Origin of the sequence: Chakrabartyella piscis (genome assembly GCA_030067835.1) — a bacterium.
GTDB lineage: Bacteria > Bacillota > Clostridia > Lachnospirales > Anaerotignaceae > Chakrabartyella > Chakrabartyella piscis.
Genome location: CP092441.1, coordinates 3,334,882 through 3,360,486, shown reverse-complemented (window position 1 = coordinate 3,360,486; position 25,605 = coordinate 3,334,882). Strand labels below are relative to the sequence as shown.

The following is a 25,605-nucleotide window of genomic DNA, read 5'->3' as shown; positions in this document are numbered from 1 at the left end:
TCGTGTAAAATGCTACATATAAGGTGGTGGAAATATGAGTTTGGCTTTTAAAATTAGAGTGATTCTTTTGGAAAGAAAAATGACAATCAAAGAATTGAGTGAAAAATTGGGAACCAGTGGTGGGAATTTGAGTAATAAACTACGTAGGGATAATTTTTCAGAAGAAGAATTGATGCAAATTGCAGATGCCTTGGATTGCGATTTTGAAGGTATCTTCACCTATCGTGATACAGGAAAAAAAGTATAAAATCTATATATATTGATTCCCAATTTAAGATAAGTGTGTCTGTGGAAATTAAGGCAGTTGGGTGCACACATAGGTGCACCCCTATGATACATCACCACTTGTAGGGGCGGACCTGTGTGTCTGACCGCTCTTGTGGGATGAACAACATTTATCTTAAAAGGGAAATAATAGATTAAAAAACCCATAATTTATTGCATATTCTGCAAATGATGATATACTAAAATTAGATATAATGGGCGTGTTGATGAAAGGGGGATTTGCAAAATGAAAAGACAAAGAATTAAGGATATCGTGGCAACTGCATTGGTAACTGCATTGGTGGTAGGTACATTGCCTACGGTTTTTGCAACTGTTGGAGAAATGAATATTCCGGTAATATTCAAAGATATTACAGTATCCATAGATGGTGATACTCTGGAAATGGAACAAGAACCATTTATTTATGATGGCACTACTTATTTACCCATTCGAGCAGTGGCAGAAGCTGCTGGTAAAGATGTATCTTGGGATAATGACACCAGAACTGTTGTTTTGACCACTCCAGAAGAAGAAGTGGTAGAAGAAGTCGAAGAAGAAGAAATCGAAGAAGAAATTATTGAAGAAGAAGTTGAAGAAGAACCATGGTCGGTATCTATGAAAGAAAATCTTGTTTTTGGTCAGGGGGTCACAATTTATTGTTCCACTTTTGAAGAAGGCTCCAGTAAATATACAATGAACCTAAAAATAACAAACAGCACATCCATGAATTATAGTGCAAGTCTTGTGGATATGTATGTGAATGGTAAGTTGGTAACTGCGTCATTCTCTGCATCCATTTTACCGACAGCACAATTTACAGATACCCTTACAGTTAGCAAATCTGTCTTGGAAAGCTTGGGCATTGATGAAATCAAGTCAATTAATCTTTCCTTTAAGATTAAAAATAAAGACGATTCTTCTGGAACCTATACCACAACTCCAAAGAATTATTATATGTACAACTATGATTGATTCTAAAGGATATGTGCCTGCATGAGCTTGTGTGGTGGATTTTTTACTTGACACATCCACTTGAAAGTGATAGCATAAAAACAAATTGAATACCGTGATGAAAAAGAGGAGTATATTCCAGAAGGATTGCAGAGAGTCGTTGGTTGGTGAAAAACGATATCAGAAGGAATAGAAGGGCACTTTGGAGCGGAGGTTGACAAGAGTGGGTTGTCTTTTTTTGACAATCAACAAGGGTGGAACCACGGAAGAGGATAAAGGCAACACTACAGGACTCAAAACCACAATCTTTGTAATTTATTTCCCTGTCATCTTCGTCAAAAATACTCGATGATATTTCCGATATCACCTGCGTTTTTTGGCAAATATGACAAAAAAATATCCATACAAATTTTGCAATTAGAGCCTGAAGCATTGCCATAGCTTTCGTCCCTTGCTAGTATATAGCGAGGGAGGGAAGCTTTTTTAATGCAGTGAAGAACTAAGAATGAATGGTGAAGAGTTGAAAATCACGGGACAGCAAAGCTATCCCCTACAAAGTCAAAAAACAGCGTATGGTAATGTAGGGGCGAGCAGTGCTCGCCAGCAATGTAAACTTCAAATCATCACCAACCAAATTGCAAACAACAATCAATATTAATTTTAAATAATAGGGTCAAGGGGATTATCCCCTTGCAGGGGTTGGGACAGCGTCCCAAGGTCTTAAGGAGGAATTTATTATGACAGAAAAAACAATGGAAAAGGTAGTAGCACTTGCAAAAAATAGAGGTTTCGTTTACCCAGGTTCTGAAATCTATGGCGGTTTGGCAAACACTTGGGATTACGGTCCAATCGGTGTGGAGCTCAAAAACAACGTAAAAAAAGCATGGTGGAAGAAATTCATCCAAGAAAGCCCTTATAACGTGGGGGTCGATTGTGCCATCTTGATGAACCCTCAAACTTGGGTGGCTTCTGGTCACGTTGGCGGTTTCTCTGATCCTTTGATGGATTGTAAAGAATGTAAAGAACGCTTTAGAGCAGATAAAATCATCGAAGACTATATGCACGAAAATGGCTTGCCAGAAGAAGCAATTGACGCTTGGAGCAATGACCAAATGAAATCCTATATCGACGAAAAAGGCATCAACTGCCCAACTTGTGGCAAACACAACTTCACAGATATCCGTCAATTCAACTTGATGTTCAAAACCTTCCAAGGTGTGACTGAAGATGCGAAAAACGTGGTTTACTTGCGTCCAGAAACAGCACAAGGTATCTTTGTTAACTTCAAAAATGTACAACGTACTGCACGTAAAAAATTGCCATTTGGTATCGGTCAAGTGGGTAAATCCTTCAGAAATGAAATCACACCTGGTAACTTCACCTTCAGAACACGTGAATTCGAACAAATGGAATTGGAATTCTTCTGTAAACCAGGCACAGATTTGGAATGGTTCTCTTATTGGAGAGCATACTGTAGAGATTGGTTGTTGAAATTGGGTGTTGCAGAAGAAAATATTCGTTTGCGTGATCACGAACAAGAAGAGCTCAGCCACTACAGCAATGCAACCACAGACATTGAATTCTTGTTCCCATTTGGTTGGGGTGAATTGTGGGGTATCGCTTCCAGAACTGACTTTGACTTGGGTCGTCACCAAGAAACAAGTGGTCAAGATATGACATACTTCGACCAAGAAGCAAATGAAAAATACTTGCCATATTGTATTGAACCTTCTTTGGGTGCTGATCGTGTAACACTTGCATTCCTTTGCGAAGCATATGACGAAGAAGAAATCGGTGAAGGCGATATGCGTACTGTATTGCATTTCCATCCAGCAATTGCACCAATCAAAGCAGCAGTATTGCCATTGTCCAAAAAATTGGGTGAACAAGCTAGAGAAGTATACGCAATGCTTGCAAAAGACTTCAACTGTGATTATGATGAAGCAGGTGCAATCGGTAGAAGATATCGTCGTCAAGATGAAATCGGTACACCTTTCTGTATCACATTCGACTTTGATTCTTTGGAAGATAATGCTGTTACTGTACGTGACCGTGACACCATGGAACAAGTGCGTTTGCCAATTGCAGAACTGGGTGCTTACTTGAAAGAAAAAATGGAGTTTTAATGATACAAACCACTTTATATTGAAGATATAAAAAAATGCCCTGTGCGTGGAGAAATCCATACATAGGGCATTCTTGCGTATTGGAATAAGTATATCCGTTATTCTTGTAGGGGCTGTCCGTAAAACTGCGGCAGCAAGGCTTACCTCACAAGAAGGTGAGGTCACACGTAGTGTGATGTTGCTTGCAACATAATGAGCCACCGCCCTACATTGTAAATTCAAATACGTTGTAGGGGAGGGTTTCCATGCCCTCCCTTTGGTTTATAGTATTGCGATTGATTCGTGAATCAACCCTACAGGTATACGCAGCACTGCTCTTACGTTGTCAGTGTTGCAGTTTTGCTTGCACTATCATAACCAACAGCAACATCAAACAATTCCATCACATCACGGAGTTTGAAATAGTTGCTACCACCAATGTTATAAGCAGTCAAATCCACTTGACTACCATCCACAAACAAATCAGATGTACTCAAGGTTGCAGTCATATTATCGCCACCATCAGTTGCCAATTCGCTACCAGTCAATGTGTAAGCTGTGCCAGATTGCAATTCAATGGCATTGAGAGCACCATTCCAAGTGACAGCAAAGTTTTTGTCAGTTCCATTGATCATTGCTGCCAAATCACGGAGTTTGATGTAGTTGTTGCCATCAATCATATAGGCTTGTACCGCAACAGGTGTACCATTTACTTGTAAATTGGTTGCAGAAAGTGTAGCAGTTGCAGTTGAAACAGGAGCAGTTACAACAGGTGTTTCCACAACAACAGGAGTTTCTACAACAGGAGTAGATGTTGCACCAGTGCTATTGTAATGTATGGTGGATTGTTCGATACCTTGGTTCCATTTGGTCTCCATATAGATTGCGTTCCATTGAGATTCAGAACCAGCATAATACACATCACTCATGCCACCACAGTAACGGAATGCGTAGTTATCAATATGTGTGATGGAATCAGGCAAAGAAATTGCAGTCAAAGCACCACATTCTTGGAAAGCACATTCTTTGATTTGTGTCAAACCATCAGGGAAGTTGATGTCTGTCAAAGCATAACAACCTTCAAAAGCAGATTTGGATATGGTTTCGACGGTGCTAGGTAAGCTGATGGAAACCAAGTTTTCACAGTGATAGAATGCTCGATCTTTGATGATGGTCACACCTTCTGGAATGACAATAGAGGTCAAAGGACAATACGCAAACATAGATGCTTCAATGGTGGTGATGTTTTTGGAAAGAGTCACGCTTTCCAAAGTTGTGCCACTAAAAGCACCAGTACCAAGGGTGGTTACGCTATCAGGAATGACAATTGTAGTGCCTTTGAATCCGTCAAAAGCACCGCCACCGATGGTTGTCAAACTGCTTGGGAAGTTCAAGGATGTAATTGGAGAACGTCTGAAGGCTTGCTCGCCAATTTCCTTAAGACCAGAACCAAAGTTGACACTGGTGATGCCGAAGCAATAATAAAATGCACGTTCTTCAATGGAAGTGACACTATCTGGGAATGTAACAGATGTCACAGAAGTATTTTTCAAAGCGGCATTGGTGTCTTCCAGACTGATGACGATATAGCTGCCAACAGAAGTAACAGGGATACCATCTACAGTTGCAGGAATGGTAATTGCACCACCAGCACCGTTGTAAGCAGTGATTTGAGCAGTGCCATCACTTTGGATTTCATAGGTGAAGTCGCCAGATGTTGCAGCACTTGCAGTTGTAGCAAAACCAATTGCCATGGTCAATGCCAAAGTACAAAATAAAGCGAATTTCAATAATTTATTCATAAAAAAACCTCCTTAAAAGATAAAGATTAAGGTCAAAAGATAAGATCGTGGGACGCTGTCCCACACCCTGCCAACGTGCGACGTTGGATCCGATTATTAAAAATTTTTATTATGGGTGGTTTATAATTGATTCGAGCGAGGTTCGGGAATATTGTAGGGGCGACCTGTGGTCGCCCGTTTGTCATTTCGACAACGTGAGGAATCTAGTTTTGTAGGGGATAGCTGTGCTGTCCTATTTGGTTAGTGGTAATTTATGGTTGCTGGATAGGAAACCTATCCCCTACGATTGCATGATCGTTTTGCTTTTCAAAGTCTTTCACCATTCACCATTAGTCATTAGTCACTCGTTACGCCCATTTATGGTCAAGAGAATAAATTTGATTTACGGTATCTTTGCTCATAGCGAAATATTTATCATAGTTGTTGCCAGTGTCGCCAAAGGTTGCATCTGTATAAACCCAAGTGCCATCTAGTTTTGCCATATTGATGGTATGACCTTCACCGTTTGCACTACATCCAACACCATAACATTCGATGCCAGCAGTACGATACATCGCATTCAACAAACCAGCATAACCCATACAAACACCTTCACCAGTTTGCAAAGTTGTGTAACCGCTATATGGATTGGAAGTGTTGTAACCATACACTGTGTTATCGCAAATCCAGTTGTAAATATAACGAGCTTTCACTGTATCGCTATCACTTGCGTTGATGGCACCAGAAGCATAGAAACCATTGATCAAATCTGCCACTTCATCAAAGAAATCTTCTTTTGCATCCACAACAGCATCCAAATCTTTGTAAATGCTATTGTCACATGTCAAATACAATGTGATATTGGTGTTATTGCCACTGGAGTAGTTCCAAGCGTATCCATAGTACAATTTCAAAATATCGATGTGTTGACCCAAAGCGTAGTCATATCCATCAGTACGAGCAGAGATATATGCTTCGTCTGCTTTCAACTCATCATATGTATAGCCTGTTGCAGTAAAGGTAAAGCTATCTTCACCAGAAACTGCCAAATAGGAGAAGACTTCGCCAAAATATTCCCAAGACAAAGTCATTGTGCTAGATGGTTTTGCCACAGCTGGATAGGTGTACGCAGCAGATTTTGCTACCACTTCTTCCACAATCACTTCTTCTTCTACAATTTCTTCTTCTACATCTTCTACAAGGGTTTCAGAAGCATCAAAAGTGCCACCTGTTGTCAAAGTAGCAGTGTTGCTTGTGCTATCGTAACCAACTGCCACATCAAACAACCCCATCACATCACGCAATTTGAAATAGTTGTTGTCACTGATGTTATAAGCAGTCAAATCCACAAGACCACCATCCACATAGATTGGAGATGTGCTTAAGGTTGCAGTTGTGGTTTGGGAACCATCCATTGCCATTTCAGAACCAGTTGTGGTGTATGGTGTTGTAGATTGCAATTCAATGGATTTGAAATCGCTGTTCCAAGTCACTTCAAAGTTGTTTTCTGTGCCATTGACCATGGTTGCCAAATCACGCAATTTGATGTAGTTGTTGCCATCAATCATATATGCTTGCACAGCCACAGCTTCACCATCTACTTGCAAATTGGTTGCAGAAAGGGTTGCAGTTGCAGCACTTGCAGTTGTGGCAAAACCAAGTGCCATTGTTAAGGATAAAGTGCAAAGTGCAGTTATTTGTTTTGTTTTCTTCATAAAAAAACCTCTTTTCATTTTGTAAATTACATGTTCTTTGTTGCTACTGCCAGTGTATCATGAAATGGAAGAAAGAGGAAGGTCAAAGTAGTGGTTTACACATGGATTTTTCACAAATTCATCATATTCAACATATAGGAACGTTCCAAGCGTGGATTTGTTGTACGCAAAATGTAGGGACAACCCTTGCGGTTGTCCGTCAAATACGCCTGTGACTGATTGGTAGAACGGACAGGGGCAAGCCCTATCCCTACAAATGCAATACTGGGATGTGTTGCTTTGAATTGGTTGCTATATAACTGCTTTTCTGTCATGCAGAGGAACGTTTCGCAGTGGCGAAGCATCTTGGTTTTCAATTCTTCATTATTCACTGGCGACCACAGGTCGCCCCTACGTATCTAGTGATTTCTACACCAAAAACCACAATATCTTCCATGGTCATATTTTATGAAAATCAGGTGTATCAAATTTCGTACATTTTTCATAAAAAATAGGAACTGGTATGGGTATAAACCGTATGAAATCACGAGTGATGAAAGGGGGTTTTATAAAATAGCTACAAAAACCCTTGAAAATCCATTGTGGGACGTAAAACGTCTATGGTAAAATGTGTTGACCCACAAATGACCCTCAAAATGTGGTTTTGGTGAAAACAGTGGTAAAATATATTTCATTTTGCTATCCTATGGTAAAATTGACGAAAGGTTGAAAAATCAGCAAAAACGAAACAAAACTAAGGTTTTCTAAGATATTTTCCATTGTGATTTATGAAAAAGGGTGGTATAATTTTCAATGTAGGGGATTTTCGAAGGAATAGGTAAATTCCCAAATAACAAAATACTAGACACGATAGTGACAGGAGGAAAAGAACATGAGCAAAAAATATGTTTATATGTTCAGCGAAGGTAACGCATCCATGAAAAACACTTTGGGTGGTAAAGGTGCTAACCTTGCAGAAATGACATTGTTGGGACTTCCAATCCCTCAAGGTTTCACAATTACAACAGAAGCTTGTACAGAGTACAACCAAGGTGGCAAAAAATTGACTGACGATATGATTGCACAAATCGACGCAGCACTTGCTAACTTGGAAGAAATCGCTGGCAAAAAATTGGGCGATCCAGAAAATCCACTTTTGGTTTCTGTACGTTCCGGTGCTAGAGCATCCATGCCTGGTATGATGGATACAGTTTTGAACCTTGGTTTGAACGATATCTCCGTTGAAGGTTTGGCTAAAAAAACTGGCAACGCTAGATTTGCATACGATTCCTACAGACGTTTCATCATGATGTTCTCTGACGTAGTTATCGGTGTTTCCAAATCCAAATTCGAAAGAAAATTCGATGAATACAAAGAAAAAGTTGGCGTAGAAGTGGATACAGAACTTTCCGGCGAACAATTGAAAGAAGTTTCCGAAATCTTCAAAGCTCTTTACAAAGAAGATCAAGGCGTTGATTTCCCTCAAGAACCAAAACAACAAATGTTGGAATCCGCAATGGCTGTTTTCAGAAGCTGGGACAACCCTCGTGCATTCGTTTATAGAAGAATGAATGACATTCCTTATGAATGGGGTACAGCAGTAAACATCCAAATGATGGTATTTGGTAACATGGGTGACAACTCTGGTACTGGTGTTGCTTTCACAAGAAATGCTGCAACTGGTGACAAAGCTATGCTCGGTGAATACCTCATCAACGCACAAGGTGAAGACGTTGTTGCTGGTGTTCGTACACCACTTCCAATTGCTAGATTGGCAGAAGATATGCCTGCAGTTTATGACGAATTCATGATGCTTTCCAACAAATTGGAAAACCATTACAAAGATATGCAAGACATGGAATTCACAGTTGAAGAAGGCACATTGTACTTCTTGCAAACAAGAAACGGTAAAAGAACAGCTCCTGCTGCCCTCAAAATTGCTGTTGACTTGGTAGAAGAAGGCATGATCACTAAAGAAGAAGCAGTTATGAAAGTTGACCCAAGACAATTGGATCAATTGTTGCACCCTGCATTCGATCAAGCTGCTTTGGACGCTGCTGAATCCATCGGTAAAGGCTTGCCTGCATCTCCTGGTGCTGCTGCTGGTAAAGTTTGCTTTACTGCTGAAGATGCTAAAGCTGTTGCTGAAGCTGGCGAAAGATGTATCTTGGTTCGTTTGGAAACATCTCCAGAAGACATCGAAGGTATGGCTGCTGCTCAAGGTATCTTGACAGTTCGTGGTGGTATGACATCTCACGCTGCTGTAGTAGCTCGTGGTATGGGTACTTGCTGTGTATCTGGTTGTGAAGAAATCAAAATGAATGAAGAAGAAAAAACATTCACATTGGCTGGTCACACATTCGCAGAAGGCGATTACATCTCCTTGGATGGTTCCACAGGTAAAATCTACGGCGAAGACATTCATACAGTAGATCCTGAAATCTCTGGCGATTTTGGTACATTCATGGCTTGGGCTGACGAAATCAGAAGCCTTAAAGTTAGAACAAATGCTGACACACCTCACGATGCTAGGGTTGCTATCGACTTTGGTGCGGAAGGTATTGGCCTCACAAGAACAGAGCATATGTTCTTCGAAGGCGACAGAATCATGAAATTCAGAAAAATGATTCTTGCTGAAACAGTAGAAGAAAGAGAAGTTGCTTTGGCTGGTATCGAACCATTCCAAAAACAAGACTTCAAAGGTATCTACGAAGCAATGCTTGAAAGACCAGTTACAATTCGTTTGTTGGATCCACCACTTCACGAATTCATGCCTCATACAGATGAAGAATTCGAAGCTTTGGCTGCTGAAACAGGCAAAACTGTTGAAGAATTGAAAGTAAAAGCAACTTCCTTGCACGAACTTAACCCTATGATGGGTCACCGTGGTTGTCGTTTGGCTGTAAGCTATCCAGAAATCGCAAAAATGCAAGCAAAAGCTATCATTGAAGCTGCTGTTGAAGTTTCCATCGAAAAAGGTATCGAAATCGTACCTGAAATCATGGTTCCATTGGTAGGCGAAGTGAAAGAACTTAGATTCGTGAAAAACATCGTTGTTGAAACAGCGAAAGAAGTTATGGCTGCAAAAGGCAAAGAATTGAAATTCCTTGTTGGTACAATGATTGAAATTCCTAGAGCTGCTTTGACAGCGGATCAAGTTGCTACAGAAGCTGAATTCTTCTCCTTCGGTACAAATGACTTGACACAAATGACATTTGGCTTGAGCCGTGACGATGCTGGTAGAATTTTGTCCGATTACATCGATGCAAACATCTACGAAGTAGACCCTACAGCTCGTTTGGATAGAACAGGCGTTGGCGCTTTGATGCAAATGGCTGTTGAAAAAGCATTGCCAGTACGTTCTGATATCCACTTGGGTATCTGTGGTGAACACGGTGGCGATCCTTCTTCCGTAGAATTCTGCCATATCATTGGTTTGGACTACGTTTCTTGCTCTCCATACCGTGTACCAATTGCAAGATTGGCTGCTGCACAAGCACAACTCACAGATCCAAGAGAAACAAGAAAACACTAATCAGCATAATAAGAGAGCCCATGGAGAAATCCATGGGCTTTTTTGATGCAGTGAAGAATGAATAGTGAATAGCTTGATTTGTTGTAAATTAAATGAATCACTACATTATAGGGGCGCACCTATGTGTGCGACCGTAAAGCATAGCAAAACCAAGATGCTTCGTCACGTTGTTCCTCTGCATGACAAATTCCTGTGTGCTGTCATTCCGAATGCAATGAGGAATCTTAACACCAAACCAAACCCCATCATTGTATTGCTTTATTTTTGCAATAAAAACGGAGAACATCCAAGCACTCCAAAACAAATCATTTGCGAGCAATGATTTCTTCTGAACTACGATTTACTTTCTCCGCTATAAGAGTTGTGGAAAAGCGGAGAACATCCAGTACTCTGCGAGTACTTGGATATATTTGCTACGCAAATAAAAATCGCACTCCAAAACAAATCATTTGCGAGCAATGATTTCTTCTGAACTACGATTTACTTTCTCCGCTTTTTGGTAAATAAAAGAGGACGCAGATTGCTCTACGCCCTGTTGTTATCTACGATAACCTGTTCTTCTCAAATTTCAATTTTTGATGTCGCTCTTTATATATGGAAAAAATGGGTGTGTACCGATAAATCGGTTTTCCATATACAAACAGAATTCGCCTATTCCTTTGTTTGTTGCAATATCCCCTCTCTTTTCTCATAAAAAAACCAGCCACATACAAGACGTAGTCAGTTTCCCCAGTCAAAATTCAAAAAAATACTCCAACAACCGCCAGTTTATTTGAAACAATTGTCGAAAAATGAAAAGTACAATGACTATTATAGAGAAAAAACTTAAGATTGTCAATTAGAAACAAATGGGTATTGATAAATATAGTGAATTTAAGGTATAATAGAGTTTAGTGAAAGTGGGGTAGTTTGCGATTTGATACCCAAACCCAAGAATCCTCGTACCTTGGAATGACAGAGTATTGGCACTTGTAGGGTTGATTCACGAATCAACCGCTATACCAAAAAGATTCTTCGTCATTGCATTCCTCTGAATGACAAGATGTATGCAATTATAAAATGGATTCACAAACCAATAGCTACCACAACTTAAATATGTAATCGTAGGGTACAATGCCCACATTGTACCGATGGTATAAAACAAAAACCGAACAGGAGTGAACGCAAATGAGATATGAAGGTGCAGTTTATAGACCACCAAGTGAAGCAAGCAGTTTGATCATCCAATTTACCATTGGTTGTGCAAGAAACACCTGTACATTCTGTGCAATGTACAAAGACAAAAATTTCCGTATTAGACCACTGAAAGACGTGGAAGAAGATTTGGAAATGGCAAGAAGTTATTATCGCAATATTCCAGTGAAACGTATTTTCTTGGCTGATGGTGATGCCTTGATTGTGAAAACAGCAGATATGTTGCACATCTTGGCAAAATGTAAGGAATACTTCCCAGAAGTGGAACGTATTTCCGTTTACGGTGCTCCAAAAGATATCATCCATAAAACTCCAGAAGAATTGGCACAACTCAAAGCTGCTGGTTTGGATATGGTGTATATGGGCTTGGAAAGTGGTTCTGATGAAGTGCTTTTGGAAGTGAAAAAAGGTGCTACACAAGCAGAAATGATTGCAGCAGGCAAAAAAGTCAAAGACGCTGGTATGATTTTGTCTATGACTGTGATTTCTGGATTGGGTGGCAAGAAATATTGGAAAGAACACGCAATGGAAACTGCAAAGGTCATCACAGCCATCAAACCAGAATACATTGGCTTCTTGACATTGATGATTGAAGAAGGCACACCGATGTATGAACAACAACAACGTGGCGAACTCAACTTGTTGACACCACATGAAGTGTTGGATGAAACAGAATTGTTCATCAAAACAGTGGATGCAGAAGGTACTATGTTCCGTTCCAACCATGCATCCAATTATACACCACTTGCAGGTACTTTGAATTTCGAAAAAGATAAAATCTTGGCACAAATCGAACATAGCAGACAAAATAGTCGCTTTAGATCTGATATCTTCAGAGGTATTTAAGCAATCTAAGATTGCTGGCTAAGGACTAATGGTGAATGGTGAAGGACTTTGAAAAGCGACTAAGGGCTAATGGTGAATAGTGAAGGATTGAAACCTACAAATGAGGTGCAATCGTAGGGTTGATTCACGAATCAACCGCACCATCAGAAACGAGAATCATCGTAGGGTATGATGCCCACATCATACCGCAAACCGTAAACAAAGATTCTTCGTTACTATGTTCCTCTGAATGACAACAATTTGAAACATACACTACACCGTAGAGGAGGATATCATCCTCCAGTTACACCAAACTTCAAACAAGAGATATCGTAGGGCGGTGGCTTGCTGCCGCCGTAACACACAACAAATCAACAGCAAGGAGTAAACTATGGAATGGCTAGGCTTTCTAATTGTATTGACAACATATGGTTGCGTCTATATGACTTCCATCACTGGGCGATTGGGTTATACACTGATGTGTGTTTGGCTGATACCCATTTTTTCAATGGTCATCAATTACCAAAGTGGTATGGAAATCAATGGTCTGATGGTGCTCATTTGCTTTGGAATGTTCTTTGTGTGTAGACGTAGCTTTGTGGATGTAAAAATGTGGAATGTCAAGAAACAGAAGAAACATCCACTTCCCATTGTATTGTTGTTTTTGGCTGTATTTGCATTGTTTTTGTACACCTATGCACAGGCACAAATCCAGGGCTATATGCTGAATATCCAAGGTTGGGGCAATGAAGATGAAAACTTCTGGTCTATGGCGCTGACCATTATACCAATGCTTGGTTTGACCATACCGTTCTTCCAAATGACCTATACTGCAATTGACCGAATTTATTGTAAAAGTAAAATGACCACTTTGCTGGAATGCCAGTTTTATATCACCAACGAAAGTGGCGTAGAAAACGGTGTTGCACAAGGGTATTTCCTAGAAGGCATCCAAAATGGAATTACATACCATTTCCGTATGACCAAAAGGATGTATTATTTATTAAGAAAAGAAAAATTATTGCAAATCAAAGTGCGTACTGGAATTTTAGGTGGTCAATATGTCACTACCTTCAATACAGAACCCTTTATTGGCAATATGAAACGTCGTGATCGCAATAGCTTGCAAGCAGGCTTTGTTGGCTTGGTGCTGACTTGTGCTTGGGCAGTTTGGTTCTTTTTCTATTGAAATGGCATAAACGGGTGCCCACATAGGGGCACCCCTACAAAATGACTGGAATAAAATCTAAAATAGTGATAGAGAAAACTGTTTTTTATCATACGGAACATAAAATCATGGGGTATCCATATCTCAGAATGACGTATACGCTTATGTATTGTCATCCTGAGTGAAACGAAGGATCTTGGTTTTTGTTCATTGTTACAAAATACAAGATAACCCAAAAAATATAACAGACGTAGGGGAAGATACCATCTTCCCGCAATATCATTATAGAAGCAAAAGAGAGGAAGAAAATTATGAAATTAGGAATTGTAGGTTTGCCAAACGTAGGCAAAAGCACCTTGTTCAACTCCATGACATTGGGCAAAGCAGAAGCAGCAAATTATCCATTTTGTACCATTGACCCAAATGTAGGTGTTGTGCCTGTTCCAGACGTACGTTTGGATGAATTGGCAAAAATGCATGAATCCAAGAAAATCTTGCCAGCAGTCATTGAGTTTGTGGATATCGCAGGCTTGGTGCGTGGTGCCAGCAAAGGGGAAGGTCTTGGCAATAAATTCTTGTCACACATTCGTGAAGTGGATGCCATTGTACACGTGGTGCGTTGTTTTGAAGATGCAAACGTTGTCCATGTGGATGGTTCTGTAGACCCAATCCGTGATATCGAAACCATTAATTTGGAGTTGATTTTCTCTGATTTGGAAATCTTGGAAAGACGTATTGCAAAAACAGGTAAGTTGGCAAAAGCAGATAAATCTTTGCAACACGAAATGGATTTGATGCAACAACTCAAAGACGTTTTGGAAGGTGGACTTTCTGCAAGAACCATGGAAATTGAAACACCAGAAGACCAAGCCTTTATCGATAGCTTGACATTGCTCACCAGCAAACCTGTGTTGTATGCAGCCAATGTTATGGAAGATGATTTGGCGGATGATGGCGCATCCAATGAATTGGTTGGTAAAGTGCGTGACTATGCAGCAGCAGAAAGCAATGAAGTATTTGTACTTTGTGCGAAAATCGAAGAAGAAATTTCTGATTTGGACGAAGAAGATAAAAAAGAATTCTTGGCAGACCTTGGTGTGGATGCAAGTGGCTTGGATCGTTTGATTGCTGCTAGCTATAAACTCCTTGGTTTGATTAGTTATTTGACAGCAGGACCACAAGAAACACGTGCTTGGACCATTACACTCGGCACAAAAGCACCACAAGCAGCTGGTAAAATCCATACTGACTTTGAACGTGGATTCATTCGTGCAGAAATCGTTGCTTATGATGATTTGATGCGTGTAGGCTCCAATACAGCAGCCAAAGAACAAGGCTTAATGCGTTCTGAAGGCAAGGAATACGTCATGAAAGATGGAGATGTGGTACTCTTCAGATTCAATGTGTAAGGTCAAGAGATAAGACCTTGGGGACTAGTCCCCAACACCCCTACCAGCGTGCGACGCTGGACCCGATTATTTGGCAAAAATTATATTTTTGCGGAGGATGGGGGAACGCAAATATAGAATGTAGGGGATAGCATTGCTGTCCTGTATAAAAGGATGATTCTATGGAATTACCAAAACGAAAATCATTGCGATTGCAATCCTATGATTATAGCCAAAATGGTGCATATTTTATTACCATTTGCACTCAAAATAAAAAATGTATATTGGGTGACATTGGAATGGATACGGGTGATATTGTAGGGGATGGCGTCCTCGACATCCCGTTTATTATGCTATCCCATTATGGCAAAATCGTGGAACAAACAATATTGGATATTGCAAAAACCTATGATGATGTGGAAATTCCCAAATATATCATCATGCCAAATCATATTCATATGATTGTTCATATTGAAAATAAAAAAAACGGATTGTCGAGGACGCCAACCCCTACAAGGGCAAATGCAAGGATTCCTAGCATGGTATCTACATTGAAACGGTTTTCCAATAAAAAATGTGGAGAATCCATCTGGCAACGAAGCTACCACGAACACGTCATACGCAACCAAACATCCTATGAAGAAATTTGGCAATACATAGACACTAACCCCATCAAATGGGAATTGGACTGCTATTATACAACATAAATCAATCAACCTTACAGCGGAAACGTAGTTTTCGCATAATAAAGTTTAGGTCAAGCCTTTTCAAAGGATTGCAGAGTTTGGGACAGCGTCCCAAGGTCTTACTCTTTTGATCTTGACTTCAGAAAGGAGGAAATGCTTTGGCTTATACCGCACTATATCGTAAATTCAGACCAGACACATTTGACGGTGTCATCGGTCAGGAACATATTGTGAAAACATTGCAAAACCAAATGAAAACAGGCAGGGTATCCCATGCATACCTCTTTTGTGGCACACGTGGTACAGGCAAAACTTCCACAGCAAAGATTTTCTCACGTGCTATGAACTGCTTGCATCCAGACGAAGATGGCAACCCTTGCAACGAATGTATTTTGTGTAGGGATATGCTGGAAGGTAGAAGCGTCAACGTCATGGAATTGGACGCAGCCTCCAATAATGGTGTGGAAAATGTCCGTGAAATCCGTGAAGAAGTGAAATATCCACCAGCGCAAGGCAAATATAAGGTCTACATCATCGATGAGGTGCATATGCTCTCCAATAGTGCATTCAACGCATTGTTGAAAACATTGGAAGAACCACCTGAGCATGTTATGTTTATCTTGGCAACCACAGACCCACAAAAGGTACCACAAACCATATTATCTCGTTGTCAGCGTTTCGATTTCAGACGTATCACCACCGAAGATATCGCACATACATTGATGGGATATTTGGCAGAAGAAGGCAGAAACGTCACAGAAGAAGCAGTGCGTCATGTGGCTCGTTTGGGCGATGGCTCTATGCGTGATTCCTTGAGTATTTTGGATCAATGCTTGGCTTTTTATGGCGATGAACTGCTCACTTTGGATAAAATTGTGGATTTGACAGGCGCTGTAGACCAGTCCATTTTCTTTGAACTGACAGAAGCTCTTGGCAGTAAAAACAGTGCATCTGTCATGTTGATTGTGGAGAAAATGATGCAATCTGGTCGCAACATCAAGCAATTTGTAGGGGATTATTTGACACACCTCCGTAATTTCTTGTTGGTGCATACATTGCCTGATTTGCAAGGTGTTTTGGATATTTCAGAAGAAGATAAAAATAGCTTTGTGGCAGAAAAAGCACATCTATCGCCACAAGAAGCATTGTATATGATCGAACGTTTCTCACGTTTGCAAAGTGAACTACGTTATGCAACCAATGAACGTATTTTACTGGAAATTGAGGTGTTGCGTATCTGCGCACCTTGGACAGAAACGGATGTGACAGCACTTATGGGTAGGCTTGCATCTTTGGAACGTAAAGTGGCAGAAGGTGTGAAAGTGATGGTGCAACAAACCCCATCAGCAGAACCCCAAAAACCAAAAGCACCACCAAAACCAAAGGTGAAACAAAAACCATTGGACGAAGAAAAACAGAAACTGGTGCAACAATGGCAACTGATTTGTAGCGAATGCAAAGACCCATTGCTGAAACCCATTATAAAGGGTGCAGAAATCGCCTTTAAAGATGATGATGTGGTGTATTTGCTTTGCGAAGAAGAAGTGCATGTGCAAATGGTAGAAAAACGCCTGACCACAGTTGAGGATTTGATCGAACGTGAAATGGAAAAGAACTTTGCAGTTAGCGTCATTTCCAAAAAACAATATGACACATGGAAAAAAGCAACCTATGGCGATGCAAATGATGAAGTGGATGACGATTGGGGTGGCTTGTTCGATGCAATCCCAGATGCAGAATACTTTGACGAACAGTGAAGAGTGAATAATGAATAGTTGAAAACCAAGATTCCTCATTACATTCGGAATGACAAGCATAGGAGTACTGTCATTCTGTAGGGGCGAGCATTGCTCGCCCGTAAAACGACGAAGAATCTTAACCAATACAAACAATAAAAAATAATATAAATCAACCAAACAATAGGAGGACAAACAAATGGCTAGAGGTGGATACCCAGGAATGGGTGGCGGTATGGGCGGTATGAACATGAACAACTTGATGAAACAAGCCCAAAAAATGCAAAAACAAATGGAACAAAAACAAGAAGAAATGGCAAAGAAAACATTTGAAATGACAAGTGGTGGCGGTGCTGTGAAAGTTGTCATTTCTGGTAAAAAAGAAATCTTGGAATTGAAATTGGACCCAGATGTGGTAGATCCTGATGATGTGGAAATGTTGGAAGATTTGGTGATGTCTGCTGTCAACGAAGCAATTCGTCAAGTGGAAGAAGTCTACAACAAAGAAATGGGTGGCATGACAGGCGGTATGGGATTCTAATCCCATAAATGGAGGTTTCTCTATGAATATTTATGGAAATCCAGTGACACGTTTGATTGCAGAACTGGCAGCACTTCCAGGCATTGGTGGCAAATCGGCACAAAGACTTGCTTTTCATATCTTGGATATGCCACGTGAGTCGGTTGTGGCGTTGTCGGAAGCCATTTTGGATGCAAAGGATCAGGTGAAATATTGTTCTGTTTGTTGCAATTTGACAGAAGAAGATATTTGCTCTGTGTGTGCCAATGAAAAACGTAACCACAAGGTGATTATGGTGGTGGAAGACCCTAGGGATATGGCAGCTTATGAACGCACCAAAGAATTTCATGGTGTGTATCATGTGCTTCATGGTGCCATTTCACCGATGATTGGTGTGGGACCCAATGACATTCGCATCAAGGAATTGCTTTCTCGTATCACAGACGAAGTGGAGGAAGTGATTCTTGCCACAAATCCCAATGTAGAAGGGGAAGCAACTGCAATGTACATCAGCAAACTCATCAAACCTTTGGGGGTTATGGTGACTCGTATTGCAAATGGTGTGCCTGTTGGTGGCGATTTGGAATATGTGGATGAAATTACCCTGTCCAGAGCTTTGGAAGGTAGACGAGAGCTGTAAAAAGACTAATGACTAATGGTGAATGGTGAAGGACTGCGCATCAAAATAGATGTAGTGTAGGGTACAATGCCCTCATTGTACCGTCATAAATTGCCACGAAATCGAAATTTGCTGTATTGTAGGGGCGATTCACGAATTGACCGTTATATTCTGCATACAAAATTAATACATCTAGGAATAATTCCTTTCTTTTCTGCTTATATTATGGGAAAAGGAGGGATTTTTTTATGGCGAAACAAAAAGGTCAAAATTTGGATTTGCAGGCAGAAGGCTTTGCGATTTTGGCAGCAATTACAGAGGTACAAGAGCAGATTTCCTGTGCAAAACAAGGGTTTTCTGCTGCAACAGATGAACGTTTGATTGATAGCTATATCCATGAATTGATTGCACTCCAGAAACGATATGAATTTTTCTTGCATCAGGCAAAAGAGATGGGTTTGACAGCAATGCAAAAACGCATTGGATAGGGGGTATTTTATGACATATGTATTGCCTACATTGATTGGTGGTTGTTTGATATTTTTGCTTTTGGCAACACAAAAAAACACAATCAAATCTATTTTGGGTTTTGGGGTATCTGCTTTGGTGGGTAGTGGTTGCTTGTTGGTTGCAAATCAAATTGGGTTTGCTTTGGGTTTGAATTTATACACTTGTTTGACGGTGGGTATCCTTGGTATTCCAGGGTTTCTAGGTCTTTTGGCATTGTCTATATTCTTGTAAATGAGCGTTGTTTTTTGACACAAAATCCTCATTTGTGATATGATAGAATTATCTTAGGGTGATATTGGTGATGAAGGTTATTTATATAATGTGTAGTGAAGCAGGTAGTTAAGTGGCAAGAATTTGAGGCAATAATTTTTTCAAATATAGAGCTTTTTATACCGTACCTTTTGGTGGCAAAAGGTACCCCAAAACCACCACTCGTTTCGAAGGCGTGGAGCCCCGATTTAAAGGGGTCTAACTCGACGGGTCATCATTTTGCAAGCAAAATCACCTACGGTGACCGCCATATCTTTGGCGGTGAGTCCTTAAAAATACCCCCGACAGACAGATGGTTAGTGGTGTAAATCCTACGATTAGACCGTGAGTGACAAGCCCCTCACCTCTTGATTACTGGTTCTAAAAGCGTTATTGTGGGTTTTGTAGGGGATGGCGTCCTCGACATACCGCTATTAGAATTAAATAATTTATCAGATGACTTTTGGTTCCTACTCAGCCTTTGATTGCAAAGCGGAATCCTCTAAATTGTTATTTGTAGGAATTTCAATAAGCATCTCTAGCCATGAAGGAAGTTTTCTTGAATTTCAATTTATTCTCGAACCTATAGGATTTCACCTTGCAAAGGAGTTTCGAGGGGTCGCAGCCCCCTTGAACCGTGCTCCACGCTTCGGAAGTAGTGGCACTTTTTGTTACTTTTTGGTGTCAAAAAGTAAGGTCTGAAAAGTTCTAAACAGTGAATAAATCCCAATCTAAAATTAATTCATAAATATCCAAACGGGTGACGAAACATCACCCCTACAAAATAAACGATACTACACATTATAAGCATAACATTCATTCAAAACATAAGAAAATTTACATACAAACGAGGTGATATTTTGTCAGAAAAATGGTTGACACAATTCCAAAATCAAATGGTGACACATGGGTTTTCTCAAGTGAAAGAGCGAAGTGGTTTTCCTGTGGTGGGATTGTTTACAAGGATGGAAAATCCAGTTTTATACTGCATTTGTTGCGTAGAAGGTACAGAGATACCGGCGATTATGCTACACCACACAAAAACATTAGAGGGTATGTTGCCAAAATTGCAATGTACCCATTTGGTGCGTCTATTCATCCACACAGAACAGGAAATCCCAATCATAGAAGAAGCCTATAGGGAAGAAATCCATTCTGTTTATTGGTGGTTTGACACAGAAACGGGCAAAGTGACTCCAAGAACAGGCGATCCATCTAAGCTCATTGGTATCGAAAAATTGTTGCAGCAATCCATTTCCAATACACCTGTTGAAAAACTCAAGGTTGCAATGCCAAAAGCGGACAAGCCCTTTGTATGTTTACATATTGCAGTGATTTGTTTGCTTGTGTTTCTGGCGATGCATTTCTTGGACTTTGGTGGTGTTATGGTACAAACCTTTGCATTGAAGCGAAGTGCTGTTTTCCAAGGGGAAATATACCGCTTTGTGACAGCTATGTTTTTGCATTCAGGTTGGATGCATTTGTTCAGCAATGGTGTCATTTTGTATTATTTTGGCATACAAATGGAGCGTATTTTGGGGCATAAGAAGTTTCTATTGATGTATTTGTTCTGTGGGTTGACCTGTGGCATTGCCAGCATTTTGTGTCAGGATGTCTATTCCCTTGGTGCATCTGGTGGATTGTTTGGCATGATGATGATGGCTTTGCTTTACACCAAAAAATATGGAAATTTGGGACGTGGACGTATGAATCATGCAACTTTGATGATTTTTGTGATTTATGCAGTGGCAATGGGCTTCACCAACACCACTACAGACAATATGGGTCATATTGGTGGAATGCTAGGTGGACTTTTGTTATATGGTATTTTGGAAGGTAGAAAAAAGACAAACATATCAACAGATGAAACCAAATGAAGGTTGTGGATAAGTGGCAGTTTTCCACATGCTATTGCGATAGGATAGGAAAAATGGTGTCAAATTCCAAATTTTGGTTGAAAATCATCTATATTTATGTCAGTTTACAGAGTTTGTACACTATATCTAGTGTGGAGAGTTTTGAGTTATCCACAGAAAATGTGTGGATAAGTGCTTGTTTGTGTGGATAAGTAGCGACTGTGTCACCAGTGAATGGTGAAGAATGAAGAGTGAATAGTTAAAAAGCTAAGATTCTTCGTCATTATATTCCTCTGAATGACAAAATAGACTGTGTGCTGTCATTTCGAATGTAGTGAGGAATCTTGGTTTTTGGTTCTTAGATTTTTTACTATATGCTCATTTGAAAACAGTGCAGTTGTAGGGTTGATTCACGAATCAACCGCAATACCAGAAATTACGGGCAGATATGGAATCTGCCCCTACAAAATCACATACTCATGTATTTGGTAATTGTAGGGGATAGGTTTCCTATCCCGCCATCACCCATCAAAAAGGAGGCTTTTATGGAATTCGCAAATAAAATTGTTGTCATCACAGGTGGTGCAAAGGGCATTGGTGCTGCCATTGCAGAAGCATTTCAAAAGGAAGGTGCAACAATTTGCATCATAGATAAAAATGAAAATCCATATTTTGTGGGTGATATTGGCAAGCAAGAGGATTTGGAAGTCTTTGCACAAAAGGTGATTTCTGACTATGGTAAGGTTGATGTTTTGGTGAACAATGCCATGGAAACACGTGGTGGTTTGGATGTTTGTGGCTATGCAGACTTTACATATGCATTGCAAGTGGGTGTTGTGGCGCCATACTATCTGACCAAGCTCTTTTTACCTTATTTTACAAAGGATGCTTCCATCTTAAACATTTCTTCTTCAAGGGATCGTATGAGTCAAGCCAACACCGAAAGCTACACTGCTGCAAAGGGTGGTATTGCAGCTTTGACACATGGATTGGCAGTCAGTTTGTCAGGTAAAGTGCGTGTCAATTCCATTTCACCCGGTTGGATTGATACCACAAACACAACATTTACAGGTGCAGATGCCACACAACATCTGGCAGGTAGAGTTGGCAAACCATCAGACATTGCAAATATGGTGTTGTATCTATCCAGCGAAAAAGCCAGTTTCATTGATGGTGAAAACATTTGTATTGATGGTGGTATGACCAAACAAATGATTTACCACGATGATTTTGGTTGGAAATTATCGTAGGAAACTGTAGGGGCGACCAGTGGTCGCACTACGACGCAACACACAATGTAGGGGAGGGTTTCTATGCCCTCCATTTATACAAAAAGCCGCAGGTTCATCACCCACGGCTTATTTTTATGCTATTTATTTTTTCATTGCTTCTTTTTGTTCCAATTTGATTCTATTTTCTTCACTCTTCGCATCACGTTTTGCTTTTCTTGCTGCTTTACGAGCGTCGCTCTTTTCTTTTCTATTATTCAACCACATATAGGATACAGGGATGAAGAGCAATGTCAAAGCTGTGGAAAGTGTCAAACCAAAGATAACAGCAACCGCCATACCTTTCATCAATTCCCCACCAGATTCATTACTGGTTGCAACAGGCACCATACAAAGGATTGTGGTCAAGGTTGTCATAAGGATTGGACGCAAACGACGAGGTCCAGTGATGAGGAGTGCTTCATAAGCAGTCATACCTTTTGCCATCAATTGATTTGCATAGTCAATCAAAACGATACCATTGTTTACAACCATACCGACCAGCATGACCAGACCCATCATAGCAGTCATGGTGATGGTATTTCCTGTGAGGAACAAACCAAGGATACCACCTGTCATAGCCAAAGGCATGGTAAGCATGATGATGAATGGATAACGCAAAGATTCAAATTGAGATGCCATAATCATATAAACCAAAAGCACCGCAACCACCAAAGCAAGATACATACTTTCCATAGTTTCTTCCATCATTTGTGTGGTACCAGACCAACCATAGGAACAGTTGTCAGGGAAGATATAGTTTGCCAAAGCTTCGTCAACCATTGCTTGGGATTCGCTATTGTCGATACCATCTGCACTTGCAGAAAGAGTGATGTAGTTTGTGCCATCTTCACGCAAGATGGTTACTGTGGATTCTGTATATTCGATGGTTGCAATGTCGCTCAAAGGAATGAGAGCACCACTGCTTGTAGTGATTGCAATTTTATCCAAATCGGAGATGTATTCCACAGTGTCTTCATCATATTGGATTACAACGTCGATTTCTGTACCATCGATGGTGTATTGTGTTGCAGTTGTGCCGGAGAGTGCTGTGGAAAGTGCACTTGCAATGGAAGTTGTGGTGACACCATATTGTGCAGCCTTGCTTCTATCGATGACAACGTTTGCTTCTGGAGAAGTATCTCCTGTGGAACCAGAAACATTGTCAAAGCCTTCAATGCCTTCCAAAATTTCGATGACATCTTCTTCGATTTCCATAAGGATATCGTTGTCATAACCATAGAGGTTGAAGGAAATATCGGTACCACCCATACTACCCATAGCATTTCTGGCAGCACGAACGGAGATATCAGCACCTGCAATGTCATTTACCAAAAGTTGCATTTCTGCGGAAATTTCTTCTGTACTCTTATCACGTTCGGATACGTCCACCAAGTCCATGTTGATGGTACCACGATTTGTACCGTCAGCCATCATACCGCCACCAACAGAAGCATAAATTTGTTGGATTTCTGGGAAGTCTTCCAAACGTTCCAAAACTTTCAAAATAACTGCATCTGTTTCTTCCAATTCAGTACCTTCTGGCAAGGAAATGGAAAGTGTAACTGTACTTTCGTCAGTGGTTTCCATAAAGTTGACACCTGTAAGAGGTACAGTTGCCAAAGAACCAATGAATACTGCAACTACAATGACCATCAAGGCTACAGAATGTTTCAAAGACCAACGGATTGCTTTTTCGTATCCAGAAGAAAGTGCATTGAAACCAGCATCCCATTTTTTGAGGATTTTGGTCATGATTGTTTCTTTGTGGTAACGTTTTACTTTTTTGCTTTCCAACAATTGTGTTGCTGCCATTGGCACGAAGGTCAAGGAAACAAAGAGGGAAGCACACAAAGCGAATGTGATTGTGTAGGACAAGTTTGCCATCATTTCCCCAACGGTACCGCTTGTCATTGCAATTGGCAAGAATACAGCGATTGTGGTCAATGTGGAAGCCATGATGGAAAGGGATACTTCTTTTGTACCCACTTCAGCAGCTTCTCTTGCATCCAAACCACGGTCATAATGTTGATGGATATTATCGAGAACTACAACCGAGTTATCTACCAGCATCCCGATACCAATAACCAAACCACCAAGGGAAATGGTATTCAGTGACATTCCCGCAAGATACATCATTCCATATGTTGCAAAGATGGAAGTTGGAATAGATGCTGCGATGATACCAGCGGTGATTGGACTCTTAAGGAAAATCAACAATACAAAGAATGCAATGATCGCACTGAGGAGTGCTGTATCTGTTACATTGGAGATGGAAAGCTCGATATAATCGGCTGTATCAGACAATGTATAGAAGGACAAATCAGGATATTCAATCATCAATTCTGCCATTGTATCTTGGATACTATGGCTGACGGTTACAACGTTTGCTGTGGAATCTTTATCCAATGAGATGAGAATACCATCGTCGCCCTCGATATATGTGAGGGAAGTTCTATCTTTTTCACCATAATAAATATCAGCGATTTCGTCCAATTCGATGATGGCACCAGTTGGTGTGGAAATCAACAAACTTCTGATTTCGTCAACAGATTCAAATTCACCATATGTGTTGACTTGAACGCTTGTTTGACCACGCATCATACTACCAGATGGCAAATTGACATTTTCAGCAGCCAATGCTTGTGAAAGACTGGAAGTGGTCAAACCATAGGACGCCAATAAATAAGGATCTACAGTGATGATGATTTCAGATTCTGTACCACCAGAAGCGGTAACAGAGGAAATACCATTGATACGTTCAAAGCTTGGAACCAATTCATCTTCTACCAAGGTATACAATGCTTCCAAGTCATATCTTGTGGAAGTTACACCGATTTCGATGGAAACCGCATCCATATCCATTGTCATAACAGTAGGATCAGATGCATTGTCTGGCAAACGATTTTCGATTTTATCAACGGCTTCTTGCAAATCTATTGTTGCAAAGTCCAAGTCTGTGTCATCGGAAAACTCTACCATAACCATGGACATACCAGACATGGAACGAGATGTAATGGATTCTACACCAGAAACGGAAGCAAAAGCGTCTTCAATTGGTTCTGTAACCAAAGTTTGAATTTCTTCAGGACCTGCATCGGAGTAAGATGTCATAACCATAGCCATTGGGAAATCAGTACTAGGCATGAGAGCAAGTTCCAAATTTGAATACCCAAGATAACCACAAATCAAAATCATGAGTGTGATCATGACGGTGGTTACGGGGCGTTTAATCGCAATTTTTGAAAGCATGGA

At 40.4% G+C, this 25,605-nt stretch carries 19 protein-coding genes; 16 read left to right on the top strand and 3 right to left on the bottom strand.

Annotation, left to right across the window (positions count from 1 at the left end):
• Window positions 1-34: 34 nt before the first annotated feature.
• From MJY40_RS15270 to MJY40_RS15255, 4 genes are all read left to right on the top strand, one after another.
• A complete protein-coding gene (locus MJY40_RS15270) occupies window positions 35-247 on the top strand; it encodes a helix-turn-helix domain-containing protein (protein WP_317855037.1) in 213 nt (70 codons plus the stop codon).
• Window positions 248-511: 264 nt separating this feature from the next.
• The gene (locus MJY40_RS15265) at window positions 512-1,237 is read left to right on the top strand and encodes a copper amine oxidase N-terminal domain-containing protein (RefSeq protein ID WP_317855036.1); all 726 of its coding nucleotides are present in this window, start codon (window positions 512-514) and stop codon (window positions 1,235-1,237) included.
• Window positions 1,238-1,721: 484 nt separating this feature from the next.
• Entirely contained in the window at window positions 1,722-1,874 is a 153-nt protein-coding gene (locus MJY40_RS15260; RefSeq protein ID WP_317855035.1) for a hypothetical protein, read from the top strand.
• Between the two features lie 79 nt (window positions 1,875-1,953).
• Window positions 1,954-3,342 carry a glycine--tRNA ligase gene (locus MJY40_RS15255; RefSeq protein ID WP_317855034.1) on the top strand — a complete coding sequence of 463 codons (1,389 nt, stop codon included), beginning with the start codon at window positions 1,954-1,956 and terminating at the stop codon, window positions 3,340-3,342.
• Window positions 3,343-3,659: 317 nt separating this feature from the next.
• Here the strand turns inward: MJY40_RS15255 and MJY40_RS15250 are convergent, their stop codons facing one another.
• Entirely contained in the window at window positions 3,660-5,123 is a 1,464-nt protein-coding gene (locus MJY40_RS15250) for a leucine-rich repeat domain-containing protein (protein ID WP_317855033.1), read from the bottom strand.
• A gap of 347 nt (window positions 5,124-5,470) precedes the next feature.
• Window positions 5,471-6,817, bottom strand: a complete 1,347-nt coding sequence (locus MJY40_RS15245; protein ID WP_317855032.1) for a transglutaminase domain-containing protein — start codon at window positions 6,815-6,817, stop codon at window positions 5,471-5,473.
• Between the two features lie 871 nt (window positions 6,818-7,688).
• Here MJY40_RS15245 and ppdK point away from each other — a divergent pair.
• From ppdK to MJY40_RS15185, 12 genes are all read left to right on the top strand, one after another.
• Window positions 7,689-10,331: a pyruvate, phosphate dikinase gene (gene ppdK, locus MJY40_RS15240; RefSeq protein ID WP_317855031.1), complete on the top strand. Its 2,643-nt coding sequence runs from the start codon at window positions 7,689-7,691 to the stop codon at window positions 10,329-10,331.
• Between the two features lie 1,167 nt (window positions 10,332-11,498).
• Complete coding sequence (locus MJY40_RS15235) at window positions 11,499-12,371, top strand: radical SAM protein (RefSeq protein WP_317855030.1); 873 nt, start codon at window positions 11,499-11,501, stop codon at window positions 12,369-12,371.
• Window positions 12,372-12,741: 370 nt separating this feature from the next.
• Window positions 12,742-13,539: a hypothetical protein gene (locus MJY40_RS15230; RefSeq protein WP_317855029.1), complete on the top strand. Its 798-nt coding sequence runs from the start codon at window positions 12,742-12,744 to the stop codon at window positions 13,537-13,539.
• A gap of 290 nt (window positions 13,540-13,829) precedes the next feature.
• On the top strand, window positions 13,830-14,927 hold the full coding sequence (gene ychF / locus MJY40_RS15225) for a redox-regulated ATPase YchF (protein WP_317855028.1): 1,098 nt from the start codon (window positions 13,830-13,832) through the stop codon (window positions 14,925-14,927).
• 161 nt (window positions 14,928-15,088) lie between these two features.
• Window positions 15,089-15,613 (top strand): transposase, encoded by a 525-nt coding sequence (locus MJY40_RS15220; RefSeq protein WP_317855027.1) that lies wholly within the window; start codon window positions 15,089-15,091, stop codon window positions 15,611-15,613.
• 137 nt (window positions 15,614-15,750) lie between these two features.
• Window positions 15,751-17,349 (top strand): DNA polymerase III subunit gamma/tau, encoded by a 1,599-nt coding sequence (gene dnaX, locus MJY40_RS15215; protein WP_317855026.1) that lies wholly within the window; start codon window positions 15,751-15,753, stop codon window positions 17,347-17,349.
• 178 nt (window positions 17,350-17,527) lie between these two features.
• A complete protein-coding gene (locus MJY40_RS15210; RefSeq protein ID WP_317855025.1) occupies window positions 17,528-17,869 on the top strand; it encodes a YbaB/EbfC family nucleoid-associated protein in 342 nt (113 codons plus the stop codon).
• A gap of 22 nt (window positions 17,870-17,891) precedes the next feature.
• Window positions 17,892-18,488, top strand: a complete 597-nt coding sequence (gene recR / locus MJY40_RS15205; protein WP_317855024.1) for a recombination mediator RecR — start codon at window positions 17,892-17,894, stop codon at window positions 18,486-18,488.
• Window positions 18,489-18,715: 227 nt separating this feature from the next.
• Complete coding sequence (locus tag MJY40_RS15200; RefSeq protein ID WP_317855023.1) at window positions 18,716-18,955, top strand: DUF2508 family protein; 240 nt, start codon at window positions 18,716-18,718, stop codon at window positions 18,953-18,955.
• 10 nt (window positions 18,956-18,965) lie between these two features.
• The gene (locus MJY40_RS15195; protein ID WP_317855022.1) at window positions 18,966-19,208 is read left to right on the top strand and encodes a pro-sigmaK processing inhibitor BofA family protein; all 243 of its coding nucleotides are present in this window, start codon (window positions 18,966-18,968) and stop codon (window positions 19,206-19,208) included.
• A gap of 878 nt (window positions 19,209-20,086) precedes the next feature.
• Complete coding sequence (locus MJY40_RS15190) at window positions 20,087-21,103, top strand: rhomboid family intramembrane serine protease (RefSeq protein ID WP_317855021.1); 1,017 nt, start codon at window positions 20,087-20,089, stop codon at window positions 21,101-21,103.
• 524 nt (window positions 21,104-21,627) lie between these two features.
• Window positions 21,628-22,332: an SDR family oxidoreductase gene (locus MJY40_RS15185; protein WP_317855020.1), complete on the top strand. Its 705-nt coding sequence runs from the start codon at window positions 21,628-21,630 to the stop codon at window positions 22,330-22,332.
• A gap of 123 nt (window positions 22,333-22,455) precedes the next feature.
• On the opposite strand, the gene MJY40_RS15180 is transcribed toward MJY40_RS15185, so the two are convergent.
• Entirely contained in the window at window positions 22,456-25,602 is a 3,147-nt protein-coding gene (locus tag MJY40_RS15180) for an efflux RND transporter permease subunit (protein WP_317855019.1), read from the bottom strand.
• Between the last annotated feature and the right edge of the window lie 3 nt (window positions 25,603-25,605).